The 15,599-nt window shown below is 67.4% G+C and carries 17 protein-coding genes; 15 read left to right on the top strand and 2 right to left on the bottom strand.

The genetic code is table 11. The features are described from left to right. Nucleotides 1-5: 5 nt before the first annotated feature. Complete coding sequence (locus ACIA8C_RS16030; protein WP_397135166.1) at nt 6-266, bottom strand: DUF2277 domain-containing protein; 261 nt, start codon at nt 264-266, stop codon at nt 6-8. Nucleotides 267-466: 200 nt separating this feature from the next. Here ACIA8C_RS16030 and ACIA8C_RS16025 point away from each other — a divergent pair, with 200 nt between their 5' ends. Further along, nucleotides 467-1,303 carry a DUF1266 domain-containing protein gene (locus ACIA8C_RS16025; RefSeq protein WP_379281960.1) on the top strand — a complete coding sequence of 279 codons (837 nt, stop codon included), beginning with the start codon at nt 467-469 and terminating at the stop codon, nt 1,301-1,303. 28 nt (nt 1,304-1,331) lie between these two features. Here ACIA8C_RS16025 and ACIA8C_RS16020 read toward each other — a convergent pair whose 3' ends face one another. After that, nucleotides 1,332-2,186 (bottom strand): hypothetical protein, encoded by an 855-nt coding sequence (locus tag ACIA8C_RS16020; protein WP_397135164.1) that lies wholly within the window; start codon nt 2,184-2,186, stop codon nt 1,332-1,334. A gap of 455 nt (nt 2,187-2,641) precedes the next feature. Between ACIA8C_RS16020 and ftsH the strand changes: the two genes are divergently transcribed. From ftsH to lysS, 14 genes are all read left to right on the top strand, one after another. Then, nucleotides 2,642-5,044 carry an ATP-dependent zinc metalloprotease FtsH gene (gene ftsH / locus ACIA8C_RS16015; protein ID WP_397135162.1) on the top strand — a complete coding sequence of 801 codons (2,403 nt, stop codon included), beginning with the start codon at nt 2,642-2,644 and terminating at the stop codon, nt 5,042-5,044. 223 nt (nt 5,045-5,267) lie between these two features. After that, nucleotides 5,268-5,873, top strand: coding sequence for a GTP cyclohydrolase I FolE (folE, locus tag ACIA8C_RS16010; RefSeq protein ID WP_397135683.1), 606 nt, complete (start codon nt 5,268-5,270; stop codon nt 5,871-5,873). A gap of 11 nt (nt 5,874-5,884) precedes the next feature. Next, the gene (folP, locus tag ACIA8C_RS16005) at nt 5,885-6,781 is read left to right on the top strand and encodes a dihydropteroate synthase (RefSeq protein WP_397135160.1); all 897 of its coding nucleotides are present in this window, start codon (nt 5,885-5,887) and stop codon (nt 6,779-6,781) included. After that, the gene (gene folB, locus ACIA8C_RS16000; protein WP_397135158.1) at nt 6,778-7,212 is read left to right on the top strand and encodes a dihydroneopterin aldolase; all 435 of its coding nucleotides are present in this window, start codon (nt 6,778-6,780) and stop codon (nt 7,210-7,212) included. Before folP ends, folB begins: the two co-directional genes overlap by 4 nt. Continuing rightward, nucleotides 7,209-7,763, top strand: coding sequence for a 2-amino-4-hydroxy-6-hydroxymethyldihydropteridine diphosphokinase (gene folK / locus ACIA8C_RS15995; RefSeq protein WP_397135156.1), 555 nt, complete (start codon nt 7,209-7,211; stop codon nt 7,761-7,763). The genes folB and folK overlap by 4 nt, the downstream gene beginning before the upstream one ends. Next, nucleotides 7,760-8,230, top strand: a complete 471-nt coding sequence (locus tag ACIA8C_RS15990) for a DUF3180 domain-containing protein (protein WP_397135681.1) — start codon at nt 7,760-7,762, stop codon at nt 8,228-8,230. Before folK ends, ACIA8C_RS15990 begins: the two co-directional genes overlap by 4 nt. A 70-nt stretch (nt 8,231-8,300) precedes the next feature. Beyond that, nucleotides 8,301-9,263 carry a DUF6779 domain-containing protein gene (locus ACIA8C_RS15985; protein WP_397135154.1) on the top strand — a complete coding sequence of 321 codons (963 nt, stop codon included), beginning with the start codon at nt 8,301-8,303 and terminating at the stop codon, nt 9,261-9,263. A 223-nt stretch (nt 9,264-9,486) separates the two neighbouring features. Next, entirely contained in the window at nt 9,487-10,398 is a 912-nt protein-coding gene (locus ACIA8C_RS15980) for a Rossmann-like and DUF2520 domain-containing protein (RefSeq protein WP_397135679.1), read from the top strand. Then, nucleotides 10,398-11,327 carry a pantoate--beta-alanine ligase gene (gene panC, locus ACIA8C_RS15975; RefSeq protein ID WP_397135152.1) on the top strand — a complete coding sequence of 310 codons (930 nt, stop codon included), beginning with the start codon at nt 10,398-10,400 and terminating at the stop codon, nt 11,325-11,327. The genes ACIA8C_RS15980 and panC overlap by 1 nt, the downstream gene beginning before the upstream one ends. A gap of 27 nt (nt 11,328-11,354) precedes the next feature. Further along, complete coding sequence (panD, locus tag ACIA8C_RS15970) at nt 11,355-11,774, top strand: aspartate 1-decarboxylase (protein WP_396991571.1); 420 nt, start codon at nt 11,355-11,357, stop codon at nt 11,772-11,774. 1 nt (nt 11,775) lies between these two features. Beyond that, a complete protein-coding gene (locus tag ACIA8C_RS15965; protein WP_397135150.1) occupies nt 11,776-12,573 on the top strand; it encodes a type III pantothenate kinase in 798 nt (265 codons plus the stop codon). Between the two features lie 182 nt (nt 12,574-12,755). Then, nucleotides 12,756-13,376 carry a cysteine dioxygenase gene (locus tag ACIA8C_RS15960; protein ID WP_397135148.1) on the top strand — a complete coding sequence of 207 codons (621 nt, stop codon included), beginning with the start codon at nt 12,756-12,758 and terminating at the stop codon, nt 13,374-13,376. An 8-nt stretch (nt 13,377-13,384) separates the two neighbouring features. After that, on the top strand, nt 13,385-13,807 hold the full coding sequence (locus ACIA8C_RS15955) for a rhodanese-like domain-containing protein (RefSeq protein WP_396991885.1): 423 nt from the start codon (nt 13,385-13,387) through the stop codon (nt 13,805-13,807). A 263-nt stretch (nt 13,808-14,070) separates the two neighbouring features. After that, a complete protein-coding gene (lysS, locus tag ACIA8C_RS15950; protein WP_397135677.1) occupies nt 14,071-15,570 on the top strand; it encodes a lysine--tRNA ligase in 1,500 nt (499 codons plus the stop codon). The last annotated feature ends 29 nt before the right edge of the window (nt 15,571-15,599 follow it).

Genomic DNA, 15,599 nt, shown 5'->3' with positions numbered 1-15,599 from the left:
AGCGATCACTCGGTCGCCTCGCCCGCGGCGACGCGGCGCAACGGCGGTTCCGTCGGCGCGGCGGCCGGGCGATCGGGTAGGTCGGCCAGCAGCTGGGTGGTGGCCGCGGCGATGGCCGTGACGGCCTTGTCGACGGCGACCTTGGTCGTGGAGCTCAGGCCGGACACACCACCGACCGTGCGCACGTACTGCAGTGCGGCAGCATAGATTTCCTGCTCGGTAGGGGCAGGCTCCAGGCCGCGAAGGAGGGTGATGTTACTACTCATGCGAGCACAGTAGCTCTCGAGCACGGTATGCGGCAGGACAAGAAAACTCCCGGTCCGAAAATCGCGCCGCGCCGTGCGCTGCGCGGGACCGGCCGAGCTGATCGAAATCGGGCGAGCAAACTCCGGCGCGCCAGCGGGGACACGCAGAATTCGTCCCATTACACAGGCTCTTCCAAGATCTATGGTGAACAATCGGGATCATGCCTGCCCGCGGTGTACCCACGTTGACAACCTTCCCGTACGAGGAGCTGGATCAGCGCGAAGAGGACCACTGGTCCGGCGCCGCGGTCGCCGACGACGAATTACGGGCGCTGGCGCTCGGCGCCTTCTACTCCGCACGCTGGGACGCCTTCCACGACGCGCTGCTGCTCGGCCCGGAGCGCGAGCATCCGCTCGGCGACCGCCGCGAGCTCGCCATCGACACGCTCACCGGCGCCTGGGGCATCACCGACGCGACCGAGGCGCAGGCCTCCATGGAGCAGTTGCTGGACGGCATGCACGCGCCGCTGTACGCGCTGGTGCATCCGCTGGTGATGGCCTCGATCAATGCCAGCGAGCGGGATCGGTTCGGCGAGCGCGCCGATCGGCACCGGGCGTTCCTGCGTCAGGTCGGCTCGTTCCGCGGCATGGACAACCCGGAGGCGCTGGTCCGCGACTACGACATCTGGTCGCAGGCCATCAAGATCGGTTTCACCGACCACCTCGCCCGCCCGCTGCCGAGCGACATCCACGCGTGGGACCTGGCCCGCGTGGTCGCGGTCGCGCGGATGGCCTTCACCGCCGGCTATCTAGATGCCGATCTGGCCTGGGACTACCTGGCCAGGGCACTGCCCATCGCGCAGGCCAAGTACCGCAACTGGCGCCAGTTCGGCGACGCCTACCTCACCGGCTGGACCTACTGGCAGGCGTGCGAAGACCTCGCCGAACTGAAGAACGGCGGCGTCGACCGCCGGATGGAACTGCTGCGCCTGTGGATGCGCCCGACCAGCCCGTGGCGGCGGATCAGCCTGACCGTGCCGCCGGTGGTGCAGCCCTAGCGGCTGGCCGCCAGCAAGGGGAGAGCGGCTAGCCGCCGTCGGGCAGCGAGCGGAGGATGCCGCGGCCGTAGCGCTGGAACTGGGCGTCGTCGACCATGCCGAGCGAATGCCGCTCGACCAGCAGCTCCCACTCCGAATACAGCTGGGCGACACCGGGGTCGGCCGGGCCTGCCCCGCCGTCGGCGGAATCGCGGCGCACCGCGAAGTTCACCGCGAGGGTGACCCGTTCGGTGTCGGCTCGATCGCTGCCGGTGAAATGCAGGGTGATGTTGCCGTCGTGCACATCCATCCCCGCCTCGCTGCGGGCCGCGCCGATCTCGCCCGCCATGGCAGGCGTGCCGTCGGTATTGCGGGCCCACAGCACCGCCGGGATGGGCAGTTCGTGCGCGTAGCGGGTGCCGGTGCCGATCGAGATGAACAGCAACCGTCCGGTCGTCGCGGCAAGCAGGCCGAGGCCGCTGCCGGCCGGCGGGTGCGCGACGGCGATCGCGGTCTCCAGCACGTATTCGTCGGGCGTGACGTATCGATGCAGCGCGGCGATCGCCGTTTTCGCCTCGCGGTGCGGTGCCATCCTGCGCACGGCGCGGTCCACGTCGGCGCGGGTCGGGCCGGACTTGCCCCAGGTGGGGGCGGGCGGATTCAGATCGGGGGCGGCCACGTCGATGCGCTGGGTGGCCAGGATCTGGCCGTTGATCCGGTCGACGATCTCGGTCGCGGCGGGCACGTCGTGCTCGGCGATGAGCACGGGCAGTGGGGTGCGGTCGGCGGGCACGCCGGTCAGCACGGGTGTCGGGTATCGCAGGTATATCTCGATGACAACGGCGTCGTCGGCGCGGCGATTCAAGCGGACCTTCAGCAGATCCGAGACCGGTACGTCGAGCACCCGCTCGCCATCGGAGCCAGGGCGCAGCACAATCAATCGCCCGCGGCCGTGACGCACTATCGCTGTGGGTGTCCGTAGCTCAACTATGTCCATACCCCCTGCGCTCTGTTGGGTTTACGGTGCTCGCGGGGCTTATCAACTAGTTACGCAAGCTACCGCGTCGGTGCCCGTCGCTCGCACTGCGGTGTTGTGTCGTCGCTCACGATAGGCCGAACATGCCATGATTGTGACCACTTGGAGTAACCCGGGGCGGGGTCTTCGGGAACCACCGAGGTCCCTTGACCGTTTACCCCTTTAACTGCACCTGCAGCCGAACTGCGCGATGTATCGACTAGACCGTACGCGGTAACGTGGCATGTCCGCATCCGAACCCTCCCGGAGCCGGACGCGCCCGACACATCGCTAGCACGAAACCGGAGACACCGGAAAGGACTGGCCGGACCGGCCGACGCTCTATGAACCGCAAGACTGTGTTTCGCACCCTGGCCATAGTCTCGGGCATTTTGCTCGTGATCTATGCGTTCAGCTATTTCGGCAACGACACGCGCGGCTGGAAGAGCGTCGATACGTCCGTCGCATTGAGCCAGCTGAACGACAAGAGCAACGTCAAGAATGTTCAGATCGATGATCGCGAACAGCAACTGCGCATCGAGCTGAAGAACGGCAACGACGCGACCGATGGCAAGAGCAAGATCATCGCCAAATACCCCGGTGGCAGCGCGAGTTCCGGACAGGTCTTCGACGCCGTGAAGAGTTCCGGCGCGACCTATAACACCGTGGTAAAGCAGGACAGCTGGCTCACTCAGATCCTGCTGTTCGTGCTGCCGATGATCATCCTGCTCGGCCTGTTCGTCTTCGTCATGGCCCGCATGCAGGGCGGTGGTCGCGGCGGCATGATGGGCTTCGGCAAGTCGAAGGCCAAACAGCTGTCCAAGGACATGCCGAAGACGACGTTCAGCGATGTGGCCGGTGCCGACGAGGCGGTCGAAGAGCTCTACGAGATCAAGGACTTCCTGCAGAACCCGGTGCGCTACCAGGCACTCGGCGCGAAGATCCCGAAGGGCGTGCTGCTGTACGGCCCGCCGGGAACCGGTAAGACACTGCTCGCGCGCGCCGTGGCCGGCGAGGCGGGTGTGCCGTTCTTCACCATCTCCGGCTCGGACTTCGTCGAGATGTTCGTCGGTGTCGGCGCGTCCCGCGTGCGTGACCTGTTCGAACAGGCCAAGCAGAACAGCCCGTGCATCATCTTCGTCGACGAGATCGACGCGGTCGGCCGCCAGCGCGGCGCGGGCCTCGGCGGTGGTCACGACGAGCGTGAGCAGACGCTGAACCAGCTGCTCGTCGAGATGGACGGCTTCGGCGATCGCACCGGCGTCATCCTGATCGCGGCGACCAACCGCCCCGACATCCTCGACCCCGCGCTGCTGCGTCCCGGCCGGTTCGACCGGCAGATCCCGGTCGGCAACCCCGACCTGGCGGGCCGTCGCGCCATTTTGCGGGTGCACTCGCAGGGCAAGCCGATCTCACCCGACGCCGACCTCGACGGTCTGGCCAAGCGCACCGTCGGCATGTCCGGCGCCGACCTGGCCAACGTGATCAACGAGGCCGCGCTGCTCACCGCCCGCGAGAACGGCGCCGTCATCACCGGCGACTCGCTCGAGGAGTCGGTGGACCGCGTGGTCGGTGGCCCGCGTCGCAAGAGCCGGATCATCAGCGAGCACGAGAAGAAGATCACCGCCTACCACGAGGGCGGCCACACCCTGGCGGCCTGGGCGATGCCCGATATCGAGCCCGTCTACAAGGTGACCATCCTGGCCCGCGGCCGCACCGGCGGCCACGCCATGACGGTGCCCGAGGACGACAAGGGCCTGATGACCCGCTCGGAGATGATTGCCCGCCTGGTGATGGCGATGGGCGGCCGCGCGGCCGAGGAACTGGTGTTCCACGAGCCGACCACCGGTGCGTCCTCCGATATCGACCAGGCCACCAAGATCGCTCGCGCGATGGTGACCGAATACGGCATGAGCTCGCGCCTCGGCGCGGTGCGCTACGGCCAGGAGGCCGGGGATCCGTTCCTCGGCCGCTCGATGGGTCAGTCCTCGGATTACTCGCACGAGGTCGCAGGTGCCATCGACGAGGAGGTGCGCAACCTGATCGAGGCCGCGCACACCGAGGCGTGGGCCATCCTCAACGAGTACCGCGACGTGCTCGACGTGCTGGCGACGGCGCTGCTGGAGAAGGAGACCTTGCACCGCAAGGAACTCGAGACCCTGCTCGCCGCCGTGCAGAAGCGGCCGAGGATCACCGCGTTCAACGACTTCGGCGATCGCGTGCCCTCGAACAAGCCGCCGGTGAAGACCCCGGGCGAGCTCGCGCTGGAGCGCGGCGAGCCGTGGCCGCCGCCGGAGCAGATCCCGGCGCCGCTGCCCGCCGGGGTGGCCCAGCCCGCCAACGGCTACCCGGGCGAGGGCGCTTACACCGCCCAGCCGCAGCACGGTTACCCGGCGCAGCCCGCGACCGGCTACCCCGGGCCGCAGAGCCCCGCCCAGGGCGGTTACCCGCAGCGCGGTGGCACGCACGGCTCGCGACCGGATTACGGCGCTCCCGCCGGTTGGTCGGCCCCCGGCTGGCCGCCGCGCGACGACCAGCAGCAGCCCGGCCAGCCGAGTGGCTGGACCGAGCCGCAGCAGCACCAGGGCTATCAGCCCCCGTGGGGCCCGCAGGGTGGTCCGCAGGACGGCGGCTACGAACGCGGTAACTACGGCGATCACCCGGGTTACGACGAGCCGGGTCGCACCAACCCGAACGGCGAGGGCGACAACGGCGAATGGGATGGACCGAACAACGGTCGGCACTGAAGTACGGCGGCGCTCGCGCGACCTTCCCGGTCCCGCGAGTCGCCGCCGCCGGGCCTCTTGCTCACGCCGTGAGCAGTGAAGATTAGGCTCGACCAGCGGGGTGCCGAGTAATTGCCGGGACCCGAGATTTTGGAGGTGTCCTCGATTGTCGGCCAACAATCACGTCGGCGGCCACGCGCTCGCCGATTCGGACGACGTTGACGAAAACGGTTCCGGCAACGGCGTGACCAGGCCGGAGCTCACCGCTCTGGAAACCGGCCGCCCGTTCGACCAGGCCAGGGCCGAAGCCGCGGTGCGCGAGCTGTTGCTGGCGGTCGGCGAGAACCCCGACCGGCCCGGCCTGCTCGATACGCCCGCTCGGGTCGCCCGCGCCTATCGCGAGATGTTCGCCGGGCTCTACGTCGAGCCGGATGCCGTGCTGAACACCACGTTCGATGAGGGACACCAGGAACTGGTGCTGGTCCGCGACATCCCGATGTACTCCACCTGTGAACATCACCTGGTGTCGTTTCACGGTGTCGCGCACGTCGGCTACATCCCCGGCAAGCACGGCCGGGTGACCGGGCTGTCCAAGCTGGCCCGCCTGGTCGACCTGTATGCCAAGCGCCCGCAGGTGCAGGAGCGCCTGACCAGTCAGATCGCCGACGCGGTGATGCGCAAGCTGGACCCGCGCGGCGCCATCGTGGTGATCGAGGCCGAGCACCTGTGCATGGCCATGCGCGGCATCCGCAAGCCCGGCGCGAGCACCACCACCTCGGCGGTGCGCGGTCTGCTGCAGTCGAGCCCGTCCTCGCGCTCCGAGGCACTCGATCTCATTCTCCGGAAGTGAATGAGGATCACATGACCGCAGGTGGGAGCAGCTTCGCGCGCGACGGTCGCTCCTGCGTGGTGATGGGGGTCGTCAACGTCACCAGCGATTCGTTCTCCGATGGCGGCCGCTACCTCGAACCCGAACTGGCCATCGCACACGGCATCGAGTTGTACGCGGCAGGTGCCGACATCGTTGACATCGGCGGCGAGTCGACCAGGCCTGGCGCGGTGCGCATCGATCCCGAAACCGAGGCGGATCGGGTCGTCCCGGTAATCCGTGGCTTGGTCGCGGCGGGCGTGCCGACCAGCGTCGACACCATGCGGGCGAGGGTGGCCGAAGCCGCGCTCGCGGCGGGCGTCTCGGTGGTGAACGACGTGTCCGGCGGCCGTGCCGATCCCGACATGGTGAAAGTCGTTGCTGCCGCCGGTGTCCCGTGGATCCTGATGCACTGGCGCGCCGGCGCCGACTACCGGCACACCGGCCCGGCCGACCACTACGACGACGTGGTCGCCGAGGTGCTCGCCGAGCTGACCACCCAGGTGGACCTGGCCGTTGCCGCCGGTGTCGACCCGTCTCGCCTGATCCTCGACCCCGGCCTCGGCTTCGCCAAGAACGCCGAACACAACTGGGCGTTGCTCGGCGCGCTGCCCGAGCTGATCGGTAACGGACTGCCGATCCTCATCGGCGCCTCACGCAAACGCTTCCTCGGTTCCCTGCTCGCCGACGACTCGGGCCCGCGCCCGCCGGACGGCAGGGAGACCGCGACCGCGACCATCTCGGCGCTCGTCGCCATGCACGGCGCCTGGGGGGTGCGGGTGCACGACGTGCGCGCCTCGCTGGACGCCATCACCGTTGCCGACGCCTGGCAGGCCGCCGCCGGGCACCGCGCCGCCATGCCGAGCTCGCCGCAAGGAGCACGCCGATGATGCCAATCCCCGCCGACGCTGACCAGGTTGCGGCGCAGGAGAATTCGTCGAGCCGGCGCGGCGGCGACCGGATCGAGCTACGCGGTTTACGGGCGTTCGGGCATCACGGCGTGTTCGATCACGAACGCCGCGACGGCCAGGAATTCGTCGTCGATCTGACGGTGTGGGTGGACTTCTCGGCCGCCGCGGCCTCCGACGACCTGGCCGACACCGTGCATTACGGCGAGCTCGCCGGGAACGCGGTGCGCATCATCGAGGGCCCACCGCGCAACCTCATCGAGACCGTGGTTTCCGAGATCGCCGATGACGTGATGACCGATCCGCGCATCACGGCGGTCGAGGTGGTCGTGCACAAGCCGTCCGCGCCGATCCCGCATACCTTCGCCGATGTCCGCGTGGTCACTTCGCGGCACCGCGGGGAGCCCTTATGAGTCGCGCCGTTCTCTCCATCGGTTCCAACATGGGGGACCGGTTGGCGCAGCTGCGCAGCGTGGTGGACGGCTTGGGCGACCGGGTCGTCGCCGTGTCGCCGGTGTACTCGACCCCGCCGTGGGGCGGTGTCGAACAGGACGACTATCTCAATGCCGTTGTCGTGGTCGATGGTCCGGAGCTTGCTGGGATCGACTGGCTGCGCATTGGCCAGCGGCTCGAGCAGGCCGCCGATCGGGTCCGCGAAGTGCGCTGGGGTGCACGGACACTCGACGTCGACGTGGTCTGGTGCGCGGAGCGTGTGCATGGCGAGCTGGTGGCCGTCCGCAGTGCCGACCCGGAATTGACCCTGCCGCATCCCCAGGCGCATCGCCGCGCGTTCGTGCTGATCCCGTGGCTGGACGTGGCACCGGACGCGACGCTCGAGGTCGACGGCAGCGCCAAGGCGATCACCGACCTGCTCGACGGACTGCCTGCGGCCGAGCGCGCCGGTGTCCAGCGCACCGAGCTGTCGCTTGCGCCTGCCGCCGAAGGATCGGCGTCGTGCAGCTGAAACCCACTCGAATCCTGGACTTGGTGGCGAACGTGGTGATCGCCGCCATCGTCGCGTGGGTGGCGACCCGGCTGGCGTACAACAGCTTTCCGCCGATCTCGACCTACGCGGGTGCGTCGCTGTATCCGGTCGCGGCCATCGAGGCGGTGCTCGGGTTCGTGATCCGCGCCAGGGTCAACGACAACCAGCTCGGCGACGGCAGGCATCAGCTGCATCCGATCACCGCGGCCAGGGCGGTGGCGCTGGCCAAGGCGTCGCTGCAGGTCGGTTCGATCGCCGCGGGCGTGTGGCTCGGTTTCCTCTGCTGGGTCTTCCCGCAGCGGGGCGCCCTCGGCGCGGCCGCCGCGGACAGCCCGGGCGCCATCGTCGGGATGCTGGCGGGGGTGGCTTTGGTAGCTGCGGCCCTGTGGCTCGAGTATTGCTGCCGGGCTCCTGAGGACCCCACCGACGATCCGGCAACCACATAGCAAATATTGCGGTCGGAATTGCCGAACCGAGTTGTGGGCGCGAGGAGTCGATCAAGCTACCCTGGCTTGCATGGTTTCACCCTCCCGTACCAGCACTTCCCGTCGACGGCGGGACGACGCGGGAAAATTGTTCATCGGCGTATTGATTTTGCTCGGGCTGGTTGCCAGTGTTTTTCTGGTCTTCAGCAACAGCTTGCAGTTCGTCCGGATCGGTTTGGTTGCGGCCCTGTGGGCGGCGGTCATCGGCGCGTTAGCTGCGACGAGATACCGCAAGGAAGCGACGATCGATAAGGCCAAGGTTCGCGATCTGCAGACGGTTTACGAGTTGCAGCTCGAGCGCGAGGTCACCGCCCGGCGCGAATTCGAGCTCGGTATCGAGGCTCGGGTGCGCGAGGAAGTCGGCGCCGACGCGACCGAATTGGCCGCGCTGCGCGCCGAGCTCACGGTGCTCCGGACCAGTCTGCAGCGACTCTTCGACGGCGATCTGCCGATGGATCGGCCCGCGCTGCGCGCCGACGCGACCCGGATTCAAGAGTTGACCAGCACGGTCGGCGATCCGGCGAACAATAGCTCCGCGAATGCCGGATCCTGGTCCGTGCCGTCGAACCAGCAACCGCGCAGCAGTGTGACCCCGGTGTTCGTGCCCGACCATCCGGAGCCGCCACTCTTCGCCAGCCCGTTCGACGATCCGGTCACCGCCGAGACCGCCGCGGTCTCGCTCGACGACGACGTGAACAAGGCCGCCGACAGCACCGGCGATTCGGAGGGGTCCGCGTCCGGCTGGGCCGACGCCTTCACCGAGGGCCCGGTCATCCAGCCGACGACGCCGCGACCGACGCCCAAGCCCACCTATCAGTCCACCCGCCCATCGGCCTGGCCGACCACCGAGGGCCCGACGGTCGGCACCGCCAGCTCGCGCAGGCGGCGTCGCGCCGAAGCCGACGCGGATTCCGATGTGCCGGAGCGCAGGCTCTCGGTCGCCGAGATCATGGCCAACCTGCAATCGGAGGAGAAGAGCCGCGACCGACGCTGACGTTCGTTCGACCTGGGTAGTGGGTCAATTCGACACTGCGTTGTAAATCACTGCCCAGGGCCGTGGCATTGGCAAACATCGGGCCGATATTCTCGATGGTGTACGTCTGGTACCCGCACGGCGGGACTGGAACGAAATCGAGAGGACACTGTTGACCTCGAGAAGCGTGAATTCTGACGACGACGCGGCTTCGGGCTACCCCGTTTCGAACGATCCCCAATCGGTGGTTGGCGGCGATCTCGCGCCCGCCAGGCTGACGGTGGGCATCGTCTCGGCGGGCCGCGTCGGCTCCGCACTCGGCGCGGCACTCGAACGCGTCGGCCACGTGGTGTTCGGCGTCTCCGCGATCTCCGATGCCTCGGTGCGCCGCGCGCGGACCCGGCTACCCGATTCCGAGATCATGCCGATCGAGGACGTGGCCGCCCGTAGTGAGCTGCTGCTACTCGCCGTGCCCGACACCGAGCTCGCCGGTCTCGCACGCGGGTTGGCGAGTGCGAAGGTGGTCCGGCCCGGCACGATCGTCGTGCACACCTCCGGCGCAAACGGTGTCGGCGTGCTGGCGCCGCTGGCCGACATCGGCGCCATGCCACTGGCCATTCATCCGGCGATGACCTTCACCGGCCACGACGAAGACCTCGCCCGGCTCGGCAACGCGTGTTTCGGCATCACCGCCGCCGACGAGATCGGTTACGCCATCGCGCAGGCGCTGGTGATCGAGATGGGCGGCGAGCCGGTCCGGGTGCTCGACCAGAACCGCGCGCTCTATCACGCGGCCCTCGCGCACGGCAGCAATCATCTGGTCACATTGATCGTGGATGCCGTTGCCGCCCTTCGGGTCGCGCTGGCGGGACCCGGCCTGCTCGGGCAGCAGGTCATCGACGATCAGCCGAACGGGCTGGCCGAGCGACTGCTCGCGCCGCTGGCCTCCGCCGCGCTGGACAATGCCCTGCGGCGCGGCCAATCGGCGCTGACCGGGCCGGTGGCCCGCGGCGATGCGGACGCCGTCGCCGCGCACCTGACCGCACTGGAATCCGTCGACCCGCGGCTGGCCGAGGGCTACCGTGCGCTGTCGCTGCGCACCGCCGAACGGGCAGGCACCAACCCCGCCGTCATCGAGCTGCTGAAGGGGCGCTGATGTTCGATACGAAATTGCGTGGCGCTTATAAGCCCGGTGGACTCACCGTGCACCACGATCCCGCCGTGATCACCCAGGTGTCCAATGCCTTGCGCAGCGTCGGCCGCACCGTCGCGCTGGTGCCGACGATGGGCGCGCTGCACGAGGGCCATCTGGAAATCGTGCGCACGGCCAAACGGAACAATCAGGTCGTCATCGTCTCGATCTTCGTGAATCCGCTGCAGTTCGGCGCGAACGAGGATCTCGACAAATATCCGCGCACCCTGGACTCCGACGTGGAGCTGCTGCGCGCGGAGGGCGTCGGGCTGGTGTTCGCGCCGAGCGTCGCCGATATGTATCCGGACGGCCCGCGCACCACCGTGCAACCGGGCCCGATCGGTGCCGAGCTCGAAGGGGCAAGCAGGCCAACGCATTTCGCTGGCATGCTGACGGTGGTTGCCAAGCTGCTGCAGATCGCGCGGCCGACCGAGGTGTACTTCGGCGAGAAGGACTACCAGCAACTCACGCTGATCCGGCAGCTGGTCCGCGACCTGAACTTCGATGTCACGATCAAGCCGGTGGCCACCGTGCGCGAGCCCGACGGCCTGGCCATGTCGTCGCGGAACCGGTTTCTCGATGCGGCACAGCGGGAATCGGCGCTCGGCCTGTCGGCGGCGCTGGCCGCGGGCAAACACGCAGGCGGCCTCGGCCCGGAGGCGGTGGTCGCCGCGGCCAACCAGGTGCTCGCCGAGGTGCCCGGTGTCGACATCGACTACCTCGAACTTCGCTCGACCGCGCTCGGCCCCGCCCCGTCGACCGGCAATGCCCGGCTGCTGGTGGCGGCCAGGGTCGGCCCCACCCGGCTGATCGACAATGTCGCCGTCACCCTCGGCGCGCCCATCGATGGCCATCCCAACGTCTCCGCCCAGCGGACCTCCCAGCCTGTATAGGCGACGAACCAACGAAAGGTCGACGCAATGCTGCGCACCATGATGAAGTCGAAGATCCACCGCGCCACGGTCACCCACGCCGACCTGCACTACGTCGGCTCGGTGACGGTGGACCAGGACCTGCTCGACGCCGCCGATCTGCTGGAAGGCGAGCAGGTCTGCATCGTCGACATCGACAACGGCGCCCGGCTGGAGACCTATGTCATCGCGGGTGCCCGCGGCTCCGGCGTGATCGGCATCAACGGTGCCGCCGCGCATCTGGTGCATCCCGGCGATTTGGTGATTCTTATTGCCTATGCCCAGCTGAACGAGCAGGAAATCGCGGAATACGACCCGAAGGTCGTTTTCGTGGACGAGCGCAATCGTCCGGTGGAACTCGGCTCCGATCCGGCGCACGCGCCTGCGGGTTCCGGGCTCACCTCGCCGCGCTCGCTGTCGCTCGCCTGACATGCTGCTGACCATCGATGTCCGCAATACCAGTATCGTGCTCGGCCTATTCTCGGGCAGCGGCGCGCATTCGAAACTGGTGCGGCACTGGCGAATCCACACCAATCCGCTGCTGACCGCCGACGAATTCGCCATGCAGGTGCGCGGCCTGGTCGGCCCGCAGCTCGACCAGGTGATCGGCGTTTCCGCGCTGGCCACGGTGCCGCCGGTGCTGCGTGAACTGCGCACCATGCTGAGTCAGTATTGGGGGCACGTGCCGCACGTACTGGTCGAGCCGGGCGTGCGGACCGGTATTCCGCTGCTGGTGGATAACCCGAAAGAGGTCGGCGCGGACCGGATCGTGAACTGCCTCGCGGCCTATCAGCACTATTCGTCGCCGGCCATCGTTATCGATTTCGGCACCGCGATCTGTGTCGACATGGTCTCCGCGAAAGGTGAGTTCCTCGGCGGAATCATCGCGCCCGGCGTGGAAATTTCGATGGAGTCGCTGGTCGAGCGCAGCGCACTGCGCCGGGTGGAGCTGGCCAGGCCGCGTTCGGTGCTCGGGAAGAACAGCATGGAATGCATGCAGTCCGGCGCGGTTTTCGGTTTCGCCGGGATGGTGGACGGGCTGATCGACCGGATTCGCGACGAGTTCGAGGCTTTCGGCGGCAATGATGTCGCGGTGGTCGCCACCGGCCCGAGCGCGGCGCTGATCGTGCCGGAATCGGAGACCATCGACGACCACGACCCGTACCTCACCCTGACCGGCTTGCGCCTTGTATACGAGCGAAACCAGCGCCGCAAGGGCACCGTCTGATTTTCGCGATGTCGGATTTGTCGCACCGGTCGATACTTGCCGACACCGCGGTCGATGCTGTTACACTCACCGACGTGTATTTCCGCGTGCGCACCCAGGAGTGTTGTCGAGGCTGACCAAGCCTCGACCGTTCGAGGCTGACCATCGCCCTCGACCGTTCGCTACCTCCTGGAGATTCGCTCATGCGTTCTTCCGTTCTTTCCCTTTCCTCAGCCCGGGACGCCTATTCGGCCACCCCGCCGGTGGAACGCGCCGTGGCCTCCGCATTGCCGACCCGCCTTCGTCCCGCCGATTTACTGCGGTTGACCGATGAAGGCGCCGAGGACGTACTGGCCGGCCGCTACGACCATCTACTACCGGCGAATGGCATTTGGCCGGCCGACGAGCGCTGGGCGGCCCGCCTGCTCACCGATGACGAGGTCGATGTCTGGCTGATCAGCTGGACGCCCGGAAAATCCACCGAACTGCACGACCACGCGGGCTCGCTGGGCGCGTTGACCGTGCTCAGCGGTGCGCTTTCGGAATTTCGCTGGAACGGAACCGAACTACGCCGCCGGATACTCGCCGCGGGCGATCAAGCCTCGTTTCCGATCGGCTGGGTGCACGATGTAATGCGTGCCCCGGCGCAGTCCGTGGCGGGCAGCACCAGCGAGTCGATCGATCCCGCACTGCTCGAACCAACGCTCAGCGTGCACGCCTATTCTCCGCCGCTCACCGCCATGTCCTATTACGACGTCACCGGCCACGGCACCCTGCGGCGCACCCGAACCGTTCTCACCGACCAGCCCGAAGGTGACATGTAATGACGCGATTGACCATCGATCAGATGCTTGACAACGCGCGGGCCCAGCTCAGCCGGATCTACGCGTTCGAATTGCCGCAGGCGCTCGCCAGAGGCGCGATTCTGGTGGACATCAGGCCGCAGGCGCAGCGCGTGCGTGAGGGCGCGTTGCCCGGTGCCCTGGTGATCGAGCGGAATGTGCTGGAATGGCGGCTCGATCCGACCAGTTCGGCCCGCTTGGCACTGGCCACCGATCACGATGTGGAATGGATCGTGGCCTGCTCCGAGGGCTATACCTCCAGCCTCGCCGCGTTCGCGCTGCAACAACTCGGGCTGCATCGGGCGACCGATCTGGTCGGCGGCTTCCACGCATTGAAGGCGGCCGGTCTACTACACATCGGAATCCGGGCGCCGCACTTCGCCCGCGAGGTCGACTCGCTCGCCTCGCTGTAATTATTCACACATCGCTTCCATCTCGAAACATCAGGGCGCACAGGCGGTTTCGTGTGTTCATCGATGCATGCCCGCTATTTCCGGTGATACCGGTCCGCGTGAATCCGGCGGCCAACGCGGGCCGGAACCGAGACCGGCCCGTTACTCCGTGAACTAGGCCGGGCGGCCCGCAAAACGATTTCCGGTGCCCGCTAGGGTTGTTGGATGTGAGCACCAGCGACACTTCCTCGTCCAGCGATCCCGCATCGGATTCGCGGCCTGCCGTGGCGCCCGACGCCGACGACGCCCCGGAGCAGATACGGATTCGCAAGGAGAAGCGGGAGCGGCTGCTCGCGGACGGCGGTGACGCCTATCCTGTCGTCGTGCCGCGCACGCATACCCTCGCCGAAATTCGCGCCGCATATCCCGATCTGGACAAAGACACCCAGACCGGGCTGCAGGCGGGTGTCGCTGGTCGCGTCATATTCATGCGAAATACCGGCAAGCTGTGTTTCGCGACGCTGCAGGAGGGTGACGGCACCAAGCTGCAGGCGATGATCAGCCTGAACGGTGTCGGCGCCGACGCGCTCGCGGCCTGGAAGTCCGATGTCGATCTCGGCGACTTCGTTTTCGTGCACGGCGAGGTGATCTCGTCGCGGACCGGCGAATTGAGCGTCATGGCCGATTCCTGGTTCATGGCCGCCAAGTCGCTGCGTCCGCTGCCGGTGGCGCACAAGGAGATGAACGAGGAGTCGCGGGTCCGGCAGCGCTATGTCGATCTGATCGTGCGTCCTGAGGCCAGGGAAATGGCACGAACCCGCATCGCGGTGGTGCGCGCCATGCGCAATGCGCTGGAACGGCGTGGCTTCCTCGAGGTGGAGACGCCGATGCTGCAGACGCTGCACGGCGGCGCGGCGGCCCGGCCGTTCGTCACCCATTCCAATGCCCTCGATATCGATCTCTACCTGCGTATCGCGCCGGAGCTGTTCCTGAAGCGCTGTGTAGTCGGCGGGCTGGAGCAGGTCTTCGAGATCAACCGGAACTTCCGCAACGAGGGTTCGGACTCCACCCATTCCCCCGAGTTCGCGATGCTGGAAACGTACGAGGCGTACGGCACCTACGACGACTCGGCACGGATGACCCGGGAATTGGTCCAGGAAGTCGCCCAGGAGGTGTTCGGCACCCAGGTGGTGACGCTCGCCGACGGCACCGAATACGACCTGCGCGGCGAGTGGGCGACCGTGGAGATGTACCCGTCGCTCTCCGACGCCCTCGGCGTCTCCGTGACACCGGAAACTTCCGTCGCGGAATTGCGCGCGCTCGCCGATCGGGTCGGTCTGGAAATTCCCGACGGCAAGGGCTATGGCCACGGCAAACTCGTCGAGGAACTGTGGGAACACCAGTACGGCGACAAGCTGTACGCGCCGACTTTTGTGCGCGACTTCCCGGTCGAGACCTCACCGCTCACCAGACAGCATCGGACCAAGGCGGGCGTCACCGAGAAGTGGGACCTCTATGTCCGTGGCTTCGAGTTGGCTACTGGCTATTCGGAGTTGGTCGATCCGGTGATCCAGCGGGAGCGCTTCGTGGATCAAGCGCGACTTGCCGCACAAGGCGACGACGAAGCGATGGCGTTGGACGAGGACTTCCTTGCCGCGATGGAGCACGGCATGCCGCCGACCACCGGTACGGGTATGGGAATCGACCGTCTGTTGATGGCGTTGACGGGTCTCGGAATCCGGGAAACAATACTGTTCCCAATTGTGCGACCGGTCACTCGGTGACCGGCTGATTGCAAAATTTCGGCTCCGTC

Origin of the sequence: Nocardia sp. NPDC051321 (assembly GCF_044455225.1) — a bacterium.
Lineage (GTDB): Bacteria > Actinomycetota > Actinomycetes > Mycobacteriales > Mycobacteriaceae > Nocardia.
Note: the sequence above shows the minus strand (reverse complement) of the source record. Positions and strands in the feature narration are given on the sequence as shown.

What these genes read in the sequence shown, in the direction of transcription:
- ACIA8C_RS16030 (WP_397135166.1), bottom strand. Translation starts at nt 266, where the DNA reads ATGAGTAGTAACATCACCCTCCTTCGCGGCCTGGAGCCTGCCCCTACC.
- ACIA8C_RS16025 (WP_379281960.1), top strand. Translation starts at nt 467, where the DNA reads ATGCCTGCCCGCGGTGTACCCACGTTGACAACCTTCCCGTACGAGGAG.
- ftsH (WP_397135162.1), top strand. Translation starts at nt 2,642, where the DNA reads ATGAACCGCAAGACTGTGTTTCGCACCCTGGCCATAGTCTCGGGCATT.
- folP (WP_397135160.1), top strand. Translation starts at nt 5,885, where the DNA reads ATGACCGCAGGTGGGAGCAGCTTCGCGCGCGACGGTCGCTCCTGCGTG.
- folB (WP_397135158.1), top strand. Translation starts at nt 6,778, where the DNA reads ATGATGCCAATCCCCGCCGACGCTGACCAGGTTGCGGCGCAGGAGAAT.
- folK (WP_397135156.1), top strand. Translation starts at nt 7,209, where the DNA reads ATGAGTCGCGCCGTTCTCTCCATCGGTTCCAACATGGGGGACCGGTTG.
- ACIA8C_RS15985 (WP_397135154.1), top strand. Translation starts at nt 8,301, where the DNA reads ATGGTTTCACCCTCCCGTACCAGCACTTCCCGTCGACGGCGGGACGAC.
- panC (WP_397135152.1), top strand. Translation starts at nt 10,398, where the DNA reads ATGTTCGATACGAAATTGCGTGGCGCTTATAAGCCCGGTGGACTCACC.
- panD (WP_396991571.1), top strand. Translation starts at nt 11,355, where the DNA reads ATGCTGCGCACCATGATGAAGTCGAAGATCCACCGCGCCACGGTCACC.
- ACIA8C_RS15965 (WP_397135150.1), top strand. Translation starts at nt 11,776, where the DNA reads ATGCTGCTGACCATCGATGTCCGCAATACCAGTATCGTGCTCGGCCTA.
- ACIA8C_RS15960 (WP_397135148.1), top strand. Translation starts at nt 12,756, where the DNA reads ATGCGTTCTTCCGTTCTTTCCCTTTCCTCAGCCCGGGACGCCTATTCG.